The 18461-nt window shown below is 36.2% G+C and carries 17 protein-coding genes, 1 pseudogene and 1 riboswitch; of the genes and pseudogenes, 1 reads left to right on the top strand and 17 read right to left on the bottom strand.

Going from position 1 to position 18461, the window contains the following annotated elements; translation table 11 throughout:
• Nucleotides 1–115: 115 nt before the first annotated feature.
• The 8 genes from ACQKP0_RS10735 to hpaI all read right to left on the bottom strand — a co-directional run bounded on the left by ACQKP0_RS10735 (nt 116) and on the right by hpaI (nt 7985).
• Nucleotides 116–574: a flavin reductase family protein gene (locus ACQKP0_RS10735; protein ID WP_427405841.1), complete on the bottom strand. Its 459-nt coding sequence runs from the start codon at nt 572–574 to the stop codon at nt 116–118.
• A 306-nt stretch (nt 575–880) separates the two neighbouring features.
• Nucleotides 881–1333 carry a 5-carboxymethyl-2-hydroxymuconate Delta-isomerase gene (locus ACQKP0_RS10730; protein WP_427405840.1) on the bottom strand — a complete coding sequence of 151 codons (453 nt, stop codon included), beginning with the start codon at nt 1331–1333 and terminating at the stop codon, nt 881–883.
• 38 nt (nt 1334–1371) lie between these two features.
• Nucleotides 1372–2124: a fumarylacetoacetate hydrolase family protein gene (locus ACQKP0_RS10725; RefSeq protein ID WP_427405839.1), complete on the bottom strand. Its 753-nt coding sequence runs from the start codon at nt 2122–2124 to the stop codon at nt 1372–1374.
• On the bottom strand, nt 2121–2912 hold the full coding sequence (locus ACQKP0_RS10720; protein WP_427405838.1) for a fumarylacetoacetate hydrolase family protein: 792 nt from the start codon (nt 2910–2912) through the stop codon (nt 2121–2123). The genes ACQKP0_RS10725 and ACQKP0_RS10720 overlap by 4 nt, the downstream gene beginning before the upstream one ends.
• Nucleotides 2913–3072: 160 nt before the next feature.
• Nucleotides 3073–4056 carry a 3,4-dihydroxyphenylacetate 2,3-dioxygenase gene (gene hpaD / locus ACQKP0_RS10715; protein WP_427405837.1) on the bottom strand — a complete coding sequence of 328 codons (984 nt, stop codon included), beginning with the start codon at nt 4054–4056 and terminating at the stop codon, nt 3073–3075.
• A gap of 17 nt (nt 4057–4073) precedes the next feature.
• Nucleotides 4074–5549 carry a 4-hydroxyphenylacetate 3-monooxygenase, oxygenase component gene (gene hpaB / locus ACQKP0_RS10710; RefSeq protein WP_427405836.1) on the bottom strand — a complete coding sequence of 492 codons (1476 nt, stop codon included), beginning with the start codon at nt 5547–5549 and terminating at the stop codon, nt 4074–4076.
• Between the two features lie 14 nt (nt 5550–5563).
• Complete coding sequence (gene hpaE, locus ACQKP0_RS10705) at nt 5564–7045, bottom strand: 5-carboxymethyl-2-hydroxymuconate semialdehyde dehydrogenase (RefSeq protein ID WP_427405835.1); 1482 nt, start codon at nt 7043–7045, stop codon at nt 5564–5566.
• A gap of 10 nt (nt 7046–7055) precedes the next feature.
• Nucleotides 7056–7985, bottom strand: a complete 930-nt coding sequence (gene hpaI / locus ACQKP0_RS10700) for a 2,4-dihydroxyhept-2-ene-1,7-dioic acid aldolase (protein ID WP_427405834.1) — start codon at nt 7983–7985, stop codon at nt 7056–7058.
• A 201-nt stretch (nt 7986–8186) separates the two neighbouring features.
• Between hpaI and ACQKP0_RS10695 the strand changes: the two genes are divergently transcribed.
• A complete protein-coding gene (locus ACQKP0_RS10695) occupies nt 8187–9068 on the top strand; it encodes a LysR family transcriptional regulator (RefSeq protein ID WP_427405833.1) in 882 nt (293 codons plus the stop codon).
• Between the two features lie 133 nt (nt 9069–9201).
• On the opposite strand, the gene ACQKP0_RS10690 is transcribed toward ACQKP0_RS10695, so the two are convergent.
• The 9 genes and pseudogenes from ACQKP0_RS10690 to ACQKP0_RS10650 form a co-directional block, all read right to left on the bottom strand.
• Nucleotides 9202–10443, bottom strand: coding sequence for a multidrug effflux MFS transporter (locus ACQKP0_RS10690; protein WP_427405832.1), 1242 nt, complete (start codon nt 10441–10443; stop codon nt 9202–9204).
• Between the two features lie 251 nt (nt 10444–10694).
• Nucleotides 10695–11399, bottom strand: coding sequence for a response regulator transcription factor (locus tag ACQKP0_RS10685; RefSeq protein ID WP_427405831.1), 705 nt, complete (start codon nt 11397–11399; stop codon nt 10695–10697).
• Nucleotides 11400–11549: 150 nt separating this feature from the next.
• A complete protein-coding gene (locus ACQKP0_RS10680; RefSeq protein WP_427405830.1) occupies nt 11550–11732 on the bottom strand; it encodes a hypothetical protein in 183 nt (60 codons plus the stop codon).
• A gap of 512 nt (nt 11733–12244) precedes the next feature.
• A complete protein-coding gene (gene ribH, locus ACQKP0_RS10675) occupies nt 12245–12709 on the bottom strand; it encodes a 6,7-dimethyl-8-ribityllumazine synthase (protein WP_427405829.1) in 465 nt (154 codons plus the stop codon).
• Nucleotides 12710–12748: 39 nt separating this feature from the next.
• Nucleotides 12749–13357 (bottom strand): annotated as a pseudogene (ribB, locus tag ACQKP0_RS10670) (3,4-dihydroxy-2-butanone-4-phosphate synthase); the annotation flags it as partial.
• A gap of 15 nt (nt 13358–13372) precedes the next feature.
• Nucleotides 13373–14032, bottom strand: coding sequence for a riboflavin synthase (gene ribE, locus ACQKP0_RS10665; protein WP_427405828.1), 660 nt, complete (start codon nt 14030–14032; stop codon nt 13373–13375).
• Between the two features lie 16 nt (nt 14033–14048).
• Nucleotides 14049–15131, bottom strand: coding sequence for a bifunctional diaminohydroxyphosphoribosylaminopyrimidine deaminase/5-amino-6-(5-phosphoribosylamino)uracil reductase RibD (ribD, locus tag ACQKP0_RS10660; RefSeq protein WP_427405827.1), 1083 nt, complete (start codon nt 15129–15131; stop codon nt 14049–14051).
• A 227-nt stretch (nt 15132–15358) separates the two neighbouring features.
• Nucleotides 15359–15504, bottom strand: a riboswitch (FMN riboswitch).
• Nucleotides 15505–16642: 1138 nt separating this feature from the next.
• The gene (locus ACQKP0_RS10655; RefSeq protein ID WP_427405826.1) at nt 16643–17680 is read right to left on the bottom strand and encodes a DUF3231 family protein; all 1038 of its coding nucleotides are present in this window, start codon (nt 17678–17680) and stop codon (nt 16643–16645) included.
• A gap of 158 nt (nt 17681–17838) precedes the next feature.
• The coding region (locus ACQKP0_RS10650; protein WP_427405825.1) for a group II intron maturase-specific domain-containing protein at nt 17839–18461 on the bottom strand (623 nt) is incomplete at its 5' end.

The following is an 18461-nucleotide window of genomic DNA, read 5'->3' as shown; positions in this document are numbered from 1 at the left end:
CGTCTTCTCCCTACGATAAGTCAACATCGACTCGTCCCTCGCCGTGTCTCCTTTATCTCAGTAGAAGACTACGAAATCCGTACGCTAGAGCTGCGGCGCTCGCGCTTTTCTTATATTAAGCTATAGAATTGTACTTTCCTTCAAAAAATGTCAGTGGCGTACCTTCTTGGATGCATATATCCTTTACTTCTCCGATATAAAGCGTATGGTCTCCCCCTTGGTGGGTATCGTATAAACTGCAGACAATGTTTACTAGAGAATCGGGAAGAATTGGTATATCATGGAGCCATTGAAATTCTATTTCTTTTTTTTCAATCAACTGACCTGCGAAGCACTTTGAAACATCTTGTTGTTCTTTTGATAAAAAATTAACTGCAAATTTCCCCGATTCTTCTATAAACTGTTTCATATTTGCTTTGTTATTGATGGAAATGAGGATTAATTTTGGATTAAGCGATACTGACATGAATGCATTTGCTGTCATTCCATGGACTATTTCATTAGTAGCGGTAGTAATCACGGTTACTCCTGTTGCAAATTTCCCCATTGCCGTTCGAAATACTCGATCATCCATTTTTTGCCCTCCTTTATTCTTTGGCTTTGTTAAACAATGGTGTTGGTTCTAATAAAATCCTGTATGGTATGCGTTCAGCTAGTTTTACTACGTAAAGAAATCGCTTCACACATACCATACAGGTGATTTTAAGCTATTTTTTAGTTGATGGAGGCTTATTTATTTCTTATAAGGTAAGAAAGTATTAAGTATACTATGGATATTAGACAAGAAAAGTATCTGCTATGTCTAGCTCCAGCGCCTATCGACTAGCGTACTTCAGGACTCCTCCCTACGATAAGTCAACATCGATTCGCCCTCACGGCCTCATCGTGTTTCCTTTATCTCAGTCGAAGTCCCTCCAGTCCGTACGTCGATGGGCAAGGCGCCTCCGCTTTTCTTATATCGCGAATGAATATTATTATATTTATATGTTCCTGTTTCACTAAATTCAATCAACTCAAGAGATAAAGCTAAATACCTTTCTTGATACAATTGTGCAAAATGCGATTTCATTACTTCAAAAATCTCATTGCAAACTGCCTTTTTATCTTCCTGAGATCGTCCCGCACCGATTTTTAAACATGCATGAACAAACGCATCATCATAGCCCCCATCCGCAATTACATAATCATGCAGTTCGACTGCTCTTGAGCGGATTCCACCGACTGGAAAAATGTCGCTTCTTGAAATTAATACACCATTTATTTTCTTTAGCAGATCATGTATGTTGGTCTGAGCTTTAATATTATCAGTGTACTCGATAATGAAATGTGGCATTGCTTCTTCACCCCACATGTATATAAATTACCGTTATATCAATGTGCCTCATCTTCATCTACAATTGTATTAACCAGACGTCCAATACCTTCAATTTCCGTCACAACTTCGTCCCCAACTTTCGTGTCAACAGCTCCTTTAGGTGTTCCGGTTAAAATAATATCTCCAGGATTTAACGTCATAAAACTACTTAAATATTCAATTAGATAAGGGATGCTGAAAATCATATCTTTTGTTGATCCTTCTTGTGTCAGTTTACCATTTACATATGTTCGTAAGATAAGATTCATTGGATCTTCGACATCTGCAGCATCTACAAGCCATGGTCCAATCGGTGTACATGTATCTCGATTTTTTACGCGTAGATTTGGACGATAGTAATTTTCTAAATAATTGCGAATGGCGTAATCATTAGCGATTGTATATCCTTCAACATATTCATAAGCATCTTTAGTTTCTACATTTCGTGCCCTTTTTCCTATAACCGCTACTAGCTCACATTCATAATGCATAAAGGTGACATCGGCAGGACGTCGGGTTTGTCCCCGATGACCAATTAATGTATTTGGACCTTTTAGAAAAACTAATGGTTCACTAGGTGCCTTAAAGTCAAGTTCCTTTGCATGATCTGCATAATTTAAACCAAGAGCAAATATTGTTTTTGGGATAATTGGCGGGAGCCAAACCACTTCATGTTGGAAAACAATTCTTCCATCATCTAATCTAAGTTCCCCATCTTTTTCATAAGCATCATGGACAGAACCCATATATGCGACCCGTGCCCTTTTCACACTTTCACCCCCAAAACCAACTCATCCTCATGAACAATTGTGTTTTCCAAGTAACCTATATGCTCAATTTCGATTCTAATTCGATCTCCTGCTTTAACTAAAGGTGGACTTGGCGGTATTCCGACTAATAAAGTATCACCAGCATTTAATGTCATAAATTCTGTAATATCAGCAATTAAGCATGGTATATTGCGAACCAAATTAGCTGTTGTATTTTCCTGACGCAGCTCTTCGTTAATAAATACCTTTATTCCCATATTATCTGGATTGACTTCCTCTTGTTTTTCAACAATCCATGGCCCTATCGGACAAAATCCATCTCTTGATTTTTGACTTATAGCTGGCCGATATACGCTTTTATGAGGAATGCTAATATCATTCACAATTGTGTAACCAGATATATAGTCGTAAGCCTTATCCTGTTTTACTTTTTTAGCAGTCCGGCCGATAACAATCCCAAGTGCTGCCCCTACTTCTAGTTCTTGCACGCCTTTCGGAAGCGGTATTGGCATGTTATAGCCGATGAATGTATTCGCTGGCTTAATATATAAAATTGGTGCTTTCGGTGGAACCTTGTAAGGCTCTTCATAAAATTGGTCAGCTTGTGATTTAAGGGTTTCCTTATAATTATATAAAGTTCCATAAATTGTTCCATCAACGGGAACATCCCACGGCAGCTGATGTATATTGTAACTAGATTCATTGATTAGGAGAGAAAATCCTTGATCATCTATAGTTGCTTCTTCTAACGACTGTTTGCCGCGGAGCTTGAACCGTATTTTATTCATCTCACCACTTCCTTTTTATTTAGGCTTTGTTAGACAATGTTGTTGTTTCTGAAAAAGCCCTGTAGGGTATGCGTTCAGCTAGTTATACTCCGTATAGAAATCGCTTCACGCCTACCCTACAGGCGATTTTATCAACAATAATCATTAAAATAACCATTATTTAAATGATGATCGATGGTTTTTTCTTTTCTAAAAGAGGATCACTTGTATCGACTACTTTTCCGGTATTAACATCTAATACAGTTGATGCCTCATTAAACCAACAATCTGGTGCTGCATGTCCCCAAAATGTTTGCCGCATCGGGTCATCGATATCCCATCGAACAGGTTTAAAATCTGGATCACTTGTTAAGTAATCACCATTATAAAGTTCAATTCGGTGCCCATCTGGATCACGCAAATAAAGGAAAAATGCGTTTGATAGGCCATGACGTCCAGGACCTCTTTCTATACTTGTTCCATAGCCTATTGATGCTAGTACATCACATGTATGAATAACACTCATTGGATCGCTTAACCAAAAGCCTATATGGTGTAATCGTGGACCTACTCCATTCATAAAAGCTACATCGTGAACCGTTGGCTTACGATGCAGCCATGCAGCCCAAATCTTATCATCATCTGCTGTTGTGTATTCTGAACAAGCAAATCCCAATTCTTTAATATAAAAATTGTAAGCTTTCTCAACATCTGTCACTGCACAATTGAAATGGTCAATTCGTTGAACCTTCGCTCCTTTATATAAATCATATCGCTGAAGTAATCGATCAACCGTCTCCATTTTCGCAAAAAATTCTACAGGTAACCCCGACACATCTTGAACCCTTAATGTCCTTCCTATCGCATGTTGAACACCTGGCTCTAGCCATTTTGTCTTTAATCCCTTTTTATTAAAGAAAACAGATAATGCTTCTAAATCTTCCTCAGAAAATACTTTATAACTAATCACCTCTACACTAGGGTGATCACTTTTTTTCAGTACTAAACTATGATGAACATGCTCTTCAAGCCCGCGTAAATAAATATGAGTATCATCGCTTTCAGTTTCAACAAATCCAAGAGCATTAACATAAAAACGCCTGGACTCTTCTAAATTTGTAACATTCAGTATTGCTCTGGCAGTACGAATAATATTAAAATTCAACATCCATCACCCCGTTATTAAACATTTAAAATATTTGATTTGCCCAGATTTCCTTGACCAAGAAATTCTCGGATGATCTCCTTATATGACTCTTTCTCATATCCATCAAAATATGTCATTCCCATTCGAACTGGATCTCCAAAGAAATAATATTCATAATGCATTTGTCTGCTTCCAAAGGCACTCATCGTCATATCCCATGCCAACCTGAATAATTGAACACGTTCATAACCTTCAAGGTTTTTGCCTTGTAAACCTCTATGAATTAAAGCACCAATATCTTCATTTTGAAAATCTGCTTGTGTTGGAATTCCCATTAATCCTGATGCTCCAAGAATACGTAAAATCTCTACTAGTCGCGGGTACATTCTTGGATACCAATTTCGTGCCGCATCAAGTGCAGCATAATCAGGTGTCATCGTTCCCCATTTATCGGGTTTAGCATTATGCTCTGCTCTGTATAAATGACTGCGCATCGTTTCAAGAGCAAGCATAATTTCTGTTCCTTTATCCTGAACATGCTGAAATTGGTCAATTCCTATTGCATCCATTATCGAAAGAGCTAATCCAAGAAGAAATTCAGTTTTCACTATGTTTTTTGCTACTACTTGGTGAGCCATATGGACAACCGCATTTGTTTCCCGAAAGGTTCGATTACAAATCGAGGAATTGCCACAGACAAAAACGCGGTCCCAAGGTACAAAGACATTTTCAAATGATACAATTGCATCTCCTTCCTCAAATCGAGATGACAGCGGGTGATCCCATTGATTTTTCCCATAATCAAATGACTCTCTGCTTATAAACTTCAAGCCTGGTGTATTATTCGGAATCGCAAACGCTAGAGAATATGGATCATCCAATTCTCCTGCTTTTTTAACGGTGGAAGGAAAGACAAGAATTTCGTCTGTGATTCCACCTTGTGTAGCAAGCAGTCGTATTCCATCAACAATGATTCCATCTTTATTTTTCTCTACTAAATGGAGAGCTACATTTGCATCCTTCTGTTCATGTTGTGCTTTCGCACGATTCACTTGAGGATGAATCAACGTATGGGTCAAACTGATGTCATTTTCACGGGCATATTCGTAATAATTTTTTGCGTTTTCAACAAGTCTCGGATCGGCTTCAGCAAAAAAATCATATGCTGCGCCCATTGCCATTACCTCGGCATTTAAGTAATCTGGTGAACGCCCCATCATTCCTCCCGAGACTTTTGCCCACTCCGTAATTGCTACTCGTCTAGCTATTAAGTCATCGATGGTCTTTGGTTGAAGGAAGGTCATCCCCACATTATTTCCACTAGTTGGAGACGTATAAAGCATTTGATCTGCTTTTTCATATTGAAGATCATATAATCGTGCCATAGATTGAATGACATTTTTAAATGATGGATGTTCTGTCACATCTTTTACTCTCTCACCATGGATATAAATATTGTTATTAGCCTGTTTTAATCGTGTAATATATTCTTTTCCTGTTTTAGCCGGCATCTATCGTCTCTCCTCTAATTTTTCTTTTTTCCAAACTGTGGAATATGATGTTCACTAAGGGCAACATGGATTACCTGTGTTTCGGTGTAAAAATCAAAAGCGTAGTGTCCCCCTTCTCGACCCATTCCACTATATTTACTTCCTCCGAATGGAATACGTAAATCACGAACATTTTGCGAATTAATCCAAAGCATCCCTGCATCAATACCTTGTGCTACACGGTGTCCACGTTGAAGATCATTTGTCCAAACATAGCCAGCGAGTCCATATTTCGTATCATTTGCTAATTTAATTACTTCTGTTTCGTCCTTAAATTTCATAACCGCCATGACTGGACCAAATATTTCTTCTTGGGCTACTTTCATATCATTTGTAACATTTAAAAGTAATGTTGGCGGTACAAAATTTCCATTTTTCAAATGCTCGGGAATCTTACCACTATATAGTTCTGCACCCTCTTGTTTCGCTATTTCAAGATATTGTTTTACATTATTTAAATGGTCTACATGTATTAACGGTCCTACCTCTGTTTGTTTGTCTAATGGATCACCGACTACAATCTGTTGAACTCTTTCTTTTAATGCTTCAACAAATTTTTCATAGATCGATTCTTGAATAAAAAGTCTTGAATTAGCAGTACATCTTTCACCATTAAAAGAGAAAATCCCCCATGTACACGCATCTAGTGCACGTTCGAAGTGAGCGTCTTCAAAAACAATAATTGGTGATTTTCCACCTAGTTCTGCTGAAACACGTTTTAATGTATCAGCACCATTTTTTATAATTTCTGAACCAGTGGTTGTTTCTCCCGTGAACGAAATCAATTTCACATCAGGATGGGCAACAAGTGCTGCTCCTGCTGTTTCTCCATAGCCATGGACAATATTAAATACACCTTTTGGAAGCTCTGCTTTATCAATAATTTCAGCCAGTCGGTTCGCTGTTAATGGAGACCATTCACCAGGCTTTAAAACAACCGTATTTCCAGTTGCTAAAGCAGGGGCAATTTTCCATGTTTCAAGCATGAAAGGGGCATTCCATGGAGTAATCAGACCTGCTACGCCCACAGGTTTATGAATGGTATAATTGATGAATTCTCCATCAACTTGATAAGCTTCACCTACCAAACGATTCGAAACCATTTCCGCATAAAATCGAAAATTTTGTGCGGAGCGAGCTACCATATTTTTTGTTTGACTGATTGGAAGCCCAGTATCCAATGATTCTAAGGGGGCGATTTCTTCAATATGTTCATCAATTAGATCAGCAATTTTTTTAATATACGATAAGCGCTCACTTACCTTCAGTTTGCCCCAATCACCATGGAAAGCATTTTTTGCCGCTTTCACAGCTGCTTGGATATCTGCTGCATCCCCCTCTGCAATATGATTAATTATTTCATTTGTATACGGGTTAATATTTTCAAATGTTTTTCCAGATGCCGCATTTACAAATTCACCATTAATATAAAGCTGGATATTATTTACTGAATTCATTTCTATCCTCCTATCCCTTTGCCACTATCTCATCTGGTAAGGTTACATGTTGTTGCAATACTTCACGAATTTCGTCTTGCAATTCTTTTGTAGGTAAATCCATAGGCATTCGCAATACTGGTTTGATTTTTCCCATCATTCCTAATGCAGCCTTTAATGGGGCTGGATTCGTATCTTTAAATAGGACATCATTTAGCTTCATTAATTCAAAATGAAGGTCTAAAGCTTCCTTCATATCCCCTTTTGTCCAGGAATTATACAATTCTGCAATTTTTCCGGGAACGACATTTGCGGTTGCACTTATATGTCCAGCCCCGCCGATTGCCAGCATTGGGTAACATAATAGTTCAATTCCAGAATAGAGAAGAAAATCTCTTCCGCACTTCAATAAAACTCGGTTTACATGTTCAAAATCTTTATTGGATTCTTTTACGCCGATGATGTTAGGACAGTCTTCATTTAGTCTCGCAAGTGTATCTACATGAAGATTTGTAGCTGTTCTTCCGGGGATGTTATACACAATGATGGGGATATCAACTGAATCAGCGACTGTTTTAAAGTGCTTATAAAGCGCATGCTGTGACGGCTTATTATAGTATGGAACAATTACTAGTGCTGCATCTGCACCGATTTCTTGAGCCTTTTTCGTTAAATAAAGAGTCTCTTGATGGTTAGTGGATCCTGTTCCAGGAACAAAAGGCACCCTTCCGCCAATTTTTTTCGCTGCAGTCTCCATTACACGAACTCGCTCTTCTATCGATAATGAACTGGGCTCCCCTGTTGTACCTGTTACAGATATTGCGTGAGTCCCACTATCAATATGCCAATCTATAAGGTTTTCAAATGATTCAAAGTCAATCGTATAGTCATAATGAAAAGGGGTAACAATCGGTGCGATTGAGCCTCTTAATTTTTGTTTCGCCTCGTCTAGCAATGTCATGTCTACAACACTCCTTAATTATTTTTTAATGTTTATCCCTATATTGAAAACCCTTACAATTTGAATGTAGCATATGTTAGAATATATTTATAATATTTTAAAAATTTGATTTCCATATTTAAAAAGTATGAATGTCTTTTGTACTTTTTAATCAGGCAGAGCTTAGTATAAGGGCATGATTAAAAAATGGAGGTTTTGAAATTGGATATTAGGCAGCTACGTTACTTTTCAACCATTGTTGAGGAGGGGCAAATTACTCGTGCAGCAAAAAAACTCCATATGGCCCAACCTCCTTTAAGTCATCAGCTCAAGCTTCTCGAACAAGAACTTGGTGTAACTTTATTAGAAAGAAACGGAAAACAGTTAGAATTAACCAAGCCTGGAATCGTTCTCTATAAAAATGCGAAAAAGCTATTACGTCAATTTGAAGAAACAATTACTGAAGTCCAGGAAACAGAAGAAGGAATAAGAGGGGTTCTGGCCTTAGGTGCATCTAAATCATGCTTTTCATTTTTCCCAGAAAGAATACGTGCTTTTTTAAAGAAATTTCCACTTGTAACTCTTCAGTTAAGAGAAGGAGATTCATTTGTGATCGGTCAGCAATTAAAAAATATGGAGATTGAGGTTGGTATCATTCGTTTACCAATGGATTTAACCGACTTTTCCTTCATCCGTCTATCGAAGGATCCTTATGTAGCAGTTATTCCAGAGGAATGGGGAAATAAATCCGAATTTTCCCATTCAAAGATTGTGATGAAACACTTAAAAGACATTCCTCTTTTATTATTGCATCGTATCCAAGGTTCAGGTCAGTATGAATTAGTAGTTGATGAATGCAGGCGTCATGGGTTTGATCCAAAGGTAGTTTGCGAATGCCCGGATGTCTCCATGATTTTATCTCTCGTTTCTACAGGAGTCGGTGCAACCATCATTCCAAAATACACATTATTTTCTTTTCAAACACCAAATGTAAAAATACTTGATATTGAAGATGCCACAATCAAAGGAGAATCTGCTTTAATATGGAATAAGGATCGCTACTTATCAAAAAGTGCAAAGAATTTTATTGAAATGTTCGAATAAGAAAAGTGCAAGCGCTAGAGCTAGACACAGCAGACACTTTTCACGTCTAGTAACCTTAGTAAATTTTATTCTTTCCTACATTAAAAAAAAGAGCCTCACTCAGGAGACTCATATTTTTATTAGAAAGCTTTAGTTAAAGAGAATGTTGATGAACCGTTCTCTCTTTTTTCTTCCTAATCAATAGAGCATAAAACACCAAAGCTCCAATATCACAAACTGCTATAACAATGGCCATTGGCAATGCTGTATGACTTCCCCCTAAACCTACTAATGGTGCCGCAATCGCTCCGAAAATAAACGGTAACAAGCCCAGTAATGCCGAAGCACTACCTGCAGATTCTCCTTGATTTTGCATAGCTAATGAAAATGATGTTGTCCCCACTACACCTACGCTTGATACAACTATGAAAAGGGATGGAATAACTGCTATTAAACCTGCTCCGGATGTTACTACGAGAAGCAGTACACCCCCACCTACTGCAGCCAAACTAATGCCAACGATAAATAACTTTAATTCAGAAACTTTTCCAGCCAACCGGCCCGTAATTTGTGAGGCAATGATTATCCCTATCCCATTTATAGCAAAAATAATACTAAACATTTGGGGTGAAACTCCGAATATTTCCTGCAATACAAATGGTGAACCCGATATATAAGCAAACATCGCTGCAGAAACGAGGCCTTGAGACATTGCATATCCCATAAATTCCCGATCAGTCACTAAGATACGGAAGGTCGAAAGAGTTTGATTAAGCCCCCCCTTTGATCGACGATTGTTTGGCAATGTTTCTGGCAACCCAATTGTAACGGCTAACCACATTAGGATTCCAATAATAAAAAGTACAATAAATACTCCACGCCAGGAAACAAAGCTTAAGAGTTGTCCTCCTGCGATGGGTGCTAGAATTGGTGCAGCTCCATTAACTAACATTAATAACGAAAAAAACTTCGTTAACTCTGATCCAGAATACATGTCACGCACAGAAGCTTTTGAAATCACAATCCCAGCTGCTCCAGAAGCACCTTGGATGAAACGTAAAACAATAAGCATCCATATAGATGGACTAAAAGCACATAGCAATGAAGCAATAGAATAAATGACAAGAGCTAAAATAAGAGGCTTTCTTCGTCCACGAACATCACTTAGTGGGCCTACAAAAAGTTGCCCTAATGCAAGCCCAATCAGACAAGCTGTCAGGCTTAGCTGAGCAACCGATGTATTCGTACTTAATTCTGTTGTTAATTTTGGTAATGCAGGTAAATACATATCAATAGAGAGAGGTCCGAAAGCAGATAATGCACCTAAGACAATCACAAGCCAAAGCCGACTTGATTGTATTTTCTTTGCAGAATCTGATTTATGATTATTACTCATTTAAGTCACCTTTTTTCTGTCCATTTATATTGCAGTATAGCAAAGAACGATCACCTAAGTAACTATTTTATATTAAGTTACTAAAAACACAAAAGCCTAGATCTTTATTAAAGAGATACTAGGCTTTGAGACGATAGAAAATAAATATTAGGTCTATCACTAAAAACAATAGAAAAAAAGATATACCACAACTATATTTATTCAAAAATAGCATTAATCCAATATATATTTAGGTTTAATTTTCATTAATTTTAAAGTTTTTTATCGTACTTCCATATGTATCCTACTCCCCAATATGTTTTTAAAAATTTTGGTTCAGATGGACATTCTTCAATTTTTTTTCTGATTCTACGGATGTTAACATCCACAATCTTCAAATCTCCCACAAATGTTTTTCCCCATACTTGGTCCAATAATTGGTCCCTTGAAATTGGTTGATTTTCATTTTCCATTAAATATTTTATTAAATCGAATTCAGTTGGGGTCAAATTAATTATTTGATTATTTTTAGATAGTGTATTCTTTTTTATATCTAAAGAAAATGGAGGGGTTGATATGACCTGTTGTTCAGGTACAGAACGTTTTACTGCTTTTAGTCTCCTTAATAATGAGCCAATTCTTGCTTCTAATTCCCGAATACTAAAAGGTTTGGTAATATAATCATCAGCACCAGTGTCAAGTCCATTAACTTTATCGTCTTCCTGTGCTTTTGCAGTTAACATAATAATACCCATACGTTTATCATGCTTCCGAATTTCTTTACAAACCTCAAATCCATCAATCCCTGGCAGCATAACATCTAGAAGGGCAATATCAATATCTTTATGTTTTTGAAAAATGTCTAGTGCAGCTTCTCCTGTCTCTGCTTCATAGACCGTTAAATTAGCCTTTTTAAGATTTAAGCTGATAAAGCTTCGAATAGACATTTCGTCCTCTAATAATAGAATGGAAGGCATAGCAAACCTCCTGTTGTTTTTTACACTAAATATATGATTAAATAAATCGAACTACCCCCATTAACCTAAAATTCTAGCTGCTTATCTGAGGTTTAAATGGGGGTAGATTATTAAATTTTTACAATTAGTGTTTTGTAAAATTATATAATTTCATCCTTTTTTCTTCAAGTGCATATCAGTATTTTTATCTAAAAATCCAACTTGATAATCACTTCCAACTGGTCCAATCATTGTTGAAACAGCATTTTTTACTGATACATAAACCCAGCCTACATACAAAACAGTTGATAATAATAATATACATAATAAGGAATTTATAGATTTCTTGCTCATTTTGACACTCCCTTTTTAAATTTCCACAGGTTCGACCACTTTTGCTAATTGTTATGTAAGGCTATTTTCGTAAAGATTGTTGCTTTTCGTAAATAGCTCAATACTTAACTAAATTGGTTTCGTGCTCTTTTCTTCATCCCATACTAATTATATAAACGCAAAAACAACCGTAAAAATCCTACTGCCGATTTTTACTTTGTTACAAATAGCAACATAGTATAAGAAAAGAGCCATATGTAAAGAATAACTATGAAACTGAAATCCTATAATAATGAATGTAATAATTATCACAAACCGCCTTCATTTTAACCTCTGCATCTTTGTGACTCGTCCTCTGCTGTAATTAATCTAATAATGAGTATAGAATACTAACAAATATTAAGGGTGACAAAGAAGTTACAGTTTTCGAATTCCACAATTTTTCTAGTATGAAAGGACTTTTATGAAATTATATAGAAAACTCCCCAAGTTAACTTGAGGAGTTTAATAAAAATATTTTAGAAATTCATATTTCAAACCAATTTAGTAATATTAGCCATTTCTATCGCGGAAACAGCGGCATCCCAGCCTTTATTCCCCGCTTTTGTTCCAGCTCTTTCAATGGCTTGTTCGATTGAATCAGTCGTTAATATGCCAAAAATCACTGGAATCCCAGTATTTAATGAAATAGCTGCCACACCTTTTGCCGCCTCATTGCAAACATAATCAAAATGCGGTGTTGAACCTCTTATCACTGTCCCTAAAGTAATCACCGCATCATACCGGTCTGATTTCGCCATCTTTTGGGCGATTAAAGGAATTTCGAATGCACCTGGAACCCAAGCAACATCTACACTTTCTTCATTCACACCATGTCTTTTTAAAGCATCTAAAGCACCACCGAGTAACTTGCTTGTTATAAATTCATTAAATCTTCCTACGACAATGCCTATTTTAAGTCCTGTACCTACTAAATTTCCTTCATATATGCTTCCCATTTTTATTTCTCCTTTGATATGTTTTTAGTTAGAACTTGCCATACTTTCCTTTTCTTTTCGGTATTGAATTAAAGCTTGGATCGTAATCATTTTCAAATGAAACTTGTTTGCAATCAATTTTAAATCAGGTACTCTGGCCATTGTGCCATCCCCATTAATTACTTCACAAATAACACCAGCAGGCGATGCTCCAGCCAGTTTAGCTAAATCAACTGCAGCTTCAGTATGTCCAGGTCTAATTAACACACCACCCTCTTTCGCAATTAAGGGAAAAATATGACCTGGCCGCTTAAAATCAGAAGCTCTGGACTCCTCGTTCATTAGCTGCTTTATCGTTGCAGAACGTTCAAATGCTGAAATTCCAGTAGTTGTTGAAATATGATCCACACTAATGGTAAAAGCTGTTCCAAATTGATCGGTATTATGATCATTCATTGGAGTTAGTTGGAGTTTTTTTGATAGCTGTTCTTCTATTGGAACACAAACAAGTCCTCTGCCATGTGTAATCATAAAATTAATCACATCAGGAGTTGCTTTTTCTGCTAATGCAATAAAATCGCCTTCATTTTCACGATTTTCATCATCACAAACGATAATCACTTTTCCTGCCTTTAACTCTGCTATAGCTTCTTCTACTGAATCAAACATTGTTGAAATACCCCCTTAAACAAATCCATTTTCTTTTAACATGTCATAAGAAATTGAAGCATTATTAACTTTTGGAGAATTGGTGAGGCGGGTGTGAAGGAAATGCTCCATATATTTTCCGAGCATATCACACTCGATATTCACCACTTCACCAAGACCTTTTTCATTAAGGATGGTTTCGGATAATGTATGGGGTATTAAGGATATAGTAAATGACTGATCACTAACCCCGAATATAGTTAAACTAGTACCATCAACCGCAACAGAACCTTTTAGTATCATATATTTAAGCAATGCTGCTTCGACTTCAATATCGTAGTAGCGCGCATTATCTACTTGCCTTATTCTTTTAATAATTCCAATTCCATCCACATGTCCTGAAACAAAATGTCCGCCAAATCTACCTTTCGCTGACATCGCACGTTCTAAATTAACTTTAGAACCATTTTTTAGTTGTTTTAAACTAGTTGATTTGATTGTTTCAGGCATTACATCCAACTGAAATTCGCTTTTTGAAAATGTAGTAACCGTTAAACAGACACCATTAACCGAAATACTATCTCCAAACTGAACATCTTCTAGAATTTTTTTTGCATAAATCCTTAATTCAATTGCGTTTCCAGATTGCTTAATACTGCTGATTGTCCCTACTTCTTCAATAATTCCTGTAAACAAGTACTTCTCACCACCTTTACAAAGGTATTGCTGTTAATCGTATATCTTTGCCAATGACCTTAATTTCTTTAATTTCTAATTGGATGGCATCATCAATTTCAGCGATCCCCTCCCCACCAAATGAGGTAGGAGCAAGCCGGCCACCTATCAACTTGGGAGCGATATAAGTAATTACCTGTTGAAATGCACGCTCCTTCAAAAAACTTCCATGAATTTCTGCTCCACCTTCAACAAATATAGAGCTGATACCCATTTCAGCAATTCTTTTTAACATACTTTTTATTTCGATGGATGGAGTAACCATTTTCAAAATATGAACTCCTTTCGTTTTATATGGAACCAGCCTTTTTTCATCAACATTTGAACCAGTGACAATCCATGTTTCCGCCTGCAATTCTTCGATTATTTTCGAATCAAGAGGGGTTCGCAAATTGGTATCTAGTATGATTCTTACAGGACTTTTCCCTCCACCTGTTTGTCTTGTTGTTAAACTAGGATTATCTTTTAAAACTGTGTTCACTCCGACTAAAATCGCATCATGTGTATGTCGAAAATAATGAACATCATCCCTTGCATCTTTACCAGTTATCCACTTGCTTTTTCCTTCTCTAGTAGCTATTTTCCCATCTAAACTAGTAGCGGATTTTAATGTTACAAAAGGTAAGCCCGTCTGAATAAAATGGAAAAATATCTGATTTAATTGATCCGCTTCGTCCTTGAACAATCCTACCTCCACAATTAAACCTGCCGCTCGCATTCTATCAATTCCCATTCCTGCTACTTTTGGATTGGGATCCGTTGTTGCCACTACCACTCTTTTTATGCCGGATTTAATCACCAAATCAGAACACGGCGGAGTTCTCCCAAAATGACTACAAGGCTCGAGAGTTACATACATGGTGGCGCCGATAGCATTTTCCTTTGCCATTTGTAACGCATGAACTTCAGCATGCGATTCACCAGCTTTTAAATGGGCACCCATCCCAACTACCTGATTGTTTTTGACAATTACCGCTCCCACAACTGGGTTTGGAGTTGTTTGTCCGAGAGTGCTCTTTGCAAGGTCTAAAGCAAGCTTCATATAATATTGATCATTCATCATTTGTACTCCTTACAAAGTATTTAAAATACAAAAAACCCCTAAAGTAAAAATCATTTCACTTCAGGGGTTCTTAAAAAGGCAATAATTAAATAAAGGTTGAAGATAGACTTCACCTATCACTATTCATGAATAACAAAATAGAGGTATTGACGTATATCAATCCTTATTTTTCATGCATAAGTAAATAAAGGTAGAGACTATGGTCCTATACCAATTGCATTTTATTTTTCCTTCTCCCATCCAGACTTTAACTGTCGGCCCTGGAGTTTCACCAGATCCACCGTTTGACAAATGTCAACCGGGTCACGGACTAAGAAGCTTGAGCTTCATCACCGCCGGTAGGGAATTTCACCCTGCCCCGAAGGATAATTTATTTAATTTTTAATGTTTATCAATTTTTTTGTTAATCAAGTTTTTTCCATTTTTATTTTTGGCAGTCTTCTATCCTCAAAATAACAACCCGCCATTTTTCATTTCTCTTAATTGCTTAGAATACTATCATTCAAAATAAAAAAAAGCAAGAAACTAAAATTAACGGGTTCGGTTATTGGGGAGAAAACGTTAATTAACAACCTAATTGGGGACACAATTCGTATATGAATTGGTGTCCCCCTTTTTGTTGTTATAACAACGATAAAACGAATTTAACATAATAATTAACACTTCAACACGCATACAAATTGATGCCAGCGCATAAATTTATGCGGTGTTGTTAAAACCCATGCTAAAACTATTGTGGATTGGGTTGTCCAAGGTAGTTCCCTTTATCAAGCGAACTTATTTTTAAAAGGAAATTGGAAAATTCGTGTTAAAATATGAAATGATGTTCTTAAACGAAGCAGGCTAGACGTATAAAGGGATATGGGGGTGGCTTTTTATAAAAAGAAAAATATTTTTCATAATAGGAATAATCATCATAGCGATACCGATATTTTGGATATGTAATTTAATGAATCCCGAACCTGGTAAAACATCAGGGAATGGGAACCCAGCAATTTTATTATTGGGTATTATTGTTATTATGTTTTGCTGTCTAGTATATTTATGGACAAAAATTTTTAATTATCATAATATTAAACCTGTTGTATTATTAGTTGGAATTCTAGCTACCTTAATTCACTTGGTGATTTCAATTCTTTATCAAAGGAGTTCATTTCTAAGATATAAAAATGTTTTGGCAGAAACATACAAAAAAGATTATGGTTTTATAGACTGGCAGTATATTGATAGCATCACTTCTTTTATGTCCATACACGTTAACAAGCAATATTTTAATGCAAACACATACTGTATTTTTTTGACCTCATCCGTTTTTCTCTCGCTTCTCTTAGTTTATTTTGGTAAAAAGTATCAAAAAACGCTCAGAAAAATCTGAGCGTTTTTACTTTCCATTTTTATTATCAATTTACTGTTGAAATATATGCTAATTAGCTTGTTATTTACATAGTTAATAGCATTTTTCTCCCCATCAACCGAACCCGTTAAACTAAAATCCTTGCTTTCTGTCGTCATTCAAAAAGGTTATCTCTATCCACGGCTTCCGGCGGTTTCTCAAACCATCCATGTTCAATCATAATATTTGTTCCATCTTCAACATATAGTCCATTGTCCATCAAAAATTTTGAATACATTCCAGCTAAATCAAGTCTTCCGTTAAGGGATAGGGCATTCGCATAGGATCTTACTTTCATTGAAAACATGTCAATTTTATGAGATAACATCAATTTATCTGAGAATGGGGTAGTAGTAGAAGTACTCACTAAATGATCCAAGAATATAGGAGATGGTAAGTTTTCCTTATGCAGTTGCTCTGAACAGAGTTCAACATGTTTGTTAGTTATATCCTTTCCTCTTAAAAAAAATTGGCGAACTTGTTTGTCTTTAGCTACTTGACTAAACCCTATAATTAACGCTTTGCTTGTAACATCATTCTCAATATTATCGTAAAGATGTGCAATCTCTAAAGCATGAAGAGGTCTAATGTTTCCAAAAAAGCCTTTGAAAAAGTTTTGTTTTTTTATAAATTCTACTTTTTCTGGAATAGGAATAGGTGCAGGCTTTATTAAAAATCCTTTTTCCATTAATAAAATATTGACCTCAGTTAAAAGTTTTACTGTAGAGTTAAGACAGTAAATAAAGAAGTCTCTTACATCTTCTCTTGTAACTAAGGGAATGGCAATTGAATATATACTAAGGCCGGCTTTACCAGCATATTTCAAGTAATGAAGATAAAACTCATCAAAAAATAATCTTGGGGCATCTAAATCGACATCATCCTCGGTAATTCCGACTGGGATCGGAAAGCTTTCCGCAATAAATATTTCTTTAATTGTTGACACGAATGACTCACTTAAATTTAAGGCTAACTCTAAAATATTTTTGATATCTTGATCCTCAATATGTTTAAGATAATATTTAAGAACATTTCTGGACATACTATTTCCCATATAAGTTGCCCAAAGTTTCCCCATTTCAGCAGATGTCAATTTTTCTTTAGTTGAATTTTTATTTAAAAAATTAAATTGTATGGGTTTAAAGTTCTTCAATGACTAGATCCCCTTTTTTGTTTTTTTTTATGTTTTATCAATTTATAACTTTTTATTCTTGACTGCTGTAAGTCAAAATCGAGTAGAGGGAAAATAATTTAATTATTTTCGCCCCTCTCACACCACCGTACGTACGGTTCCGTATACGGCGGTTCAATTTATATTACAGTGTGTACTTTTAGATAATGTTCTAAGGCGGAGGGAAGTCCCCTCTGCTTTAGTTTTTTGTTTGAGATTGCTCTTTGGACAACTTTTGATAGTCCAATGTACCGGTAACCTCTTCGGCAGAAGGTTAATCCTTTCGCTTCTTCCTCAGGAATCCCTAATTGAATAAGCGATTTTATTTGTTTCTTTGGTACCTTCCATTGCTTCCAGATAATGACTCTAATTCTGGAGCGAAGCTTCTTATCTATTCCACTCATTGCTTTTTTCATATTCGAGATTCTAAAGTAATTAACCCACCCAAATATGACTTGTTTTAGTTTTAAAATTCTGAAGTCTAGCGGAACACTCCAGTTTCGCTTTGTTAATTTTCGAAGCTTCCTTTGAAACTTCTGTATTGACTTGAGATGGGGTTTTACTTGATACCTCATGTTTTTAGTATCGTAATAATACCCAAATCCTAAGAATTTTAAATCTTTTGGGCGAGAGATTTTGCTCTTCTGCACATTGACTATTAATCCTAGTTTTTCTTCTATAAATCTCACGATTGATTTCATCACTCTGTGTGCTGCTGTCTCACTCCTTACAAAGATGAGAGCGTCATCAGCGTATCTCACGA

Source organism: Heyndrickxia sp. NPDC080065, assembly GCF_050281185.1.
Lineage (GTDB): Bacteria > Bacillota > Bacilli > Bacillales > Bacillaceae_C > Heyndrickxia.
Note: the sequence above shows the minus strand (reverse complement) of the source record. Positions and strands in the feature narration are given on the sequence as shown.

What these genes read in the sequence shown, in the direction of transcription:
- ACQKP0_RS10690 (WP_427405832.1), bottom strand. Translation starts at nt 10,443, where the DNA reads ATGAGTAATAATCATAAATCAGATTCTGCAAAGAAAATACAATCAAGT.
- ACQKP0_RS10720 (WP_427405838.1), bottom strand. Translation starts at nt 2,912, where the DNA reads ATGAATAAAATACGGTTCAAGCTCCGCGGCAAACAGTCGTTAGAAGAA.
- ACQKP0_RS10685 (WP_427405831.1), bottom strand. Translation starts at nt 11,399, where the DNA reads ATGCCTTCCATTCTATTATTAGAGGACGAAATGTCTATTCGAAGCTTT.
- ribH (WP_427405829.1), bottom strand. Translation starts at nt 12,709, where the DNA reads ATGGGAAGCATATATGAAGGAAATTTAGTAGGTACAGGACTTAAAATA.
- ACQKP0_RS10730 (WP_427405840.1), bottom strand. Translation starts at nt 1,333, where the DNA reads ATGCCACATTTCATTATCGAGTACACTGATAATATTAAAGCTCAGACC.
- ACQKP0_RS10735 (WP_427405841.1), bottom strand. Translation starts at nt 574, where the DNA reads ATGGATGATCGAGTATTTCGAACGGCAATGGGGAAATTTGCAACAGGA.
- hpaI (WP_427405834.1), bottom strand. Translation starts at nt 7,985, where the DNA reads ATGACATTGCTAGACGAGGCGAAACAAAAATTAAGAGGCTCAATCGCA.
- hpaE (WP_427405835.1), bottom strand. Translation starts at nt 7,045, where the DNA reads ATGAATTCAGTAAATAATATCCAGCTTTATATTAATGGTGAATTTGTA.
- ACQKP0_RS10680 (WP_427405830.1), bottom strand. Translation starts at nt 11,732, where the DNA reads ATGAGCAAGAAATCTATAAATTCCTTATTATGTATATTATTATTATCA.
- ribD (WP_427405827.1), bottom strand. Translation starts at nt 15,131, where the DNA reads ATGAATGATCAATATTATATGAAGCTTGCTTTAGACCTTGCAAAGAGC.
- hpaB (WP_427405836.1), bottom strand. Translation starts at nt 5,549, where the DNA reads ATGCCGGCTAAAACAGGAAAAGAATATATTACACGATTAAAACAGGCT.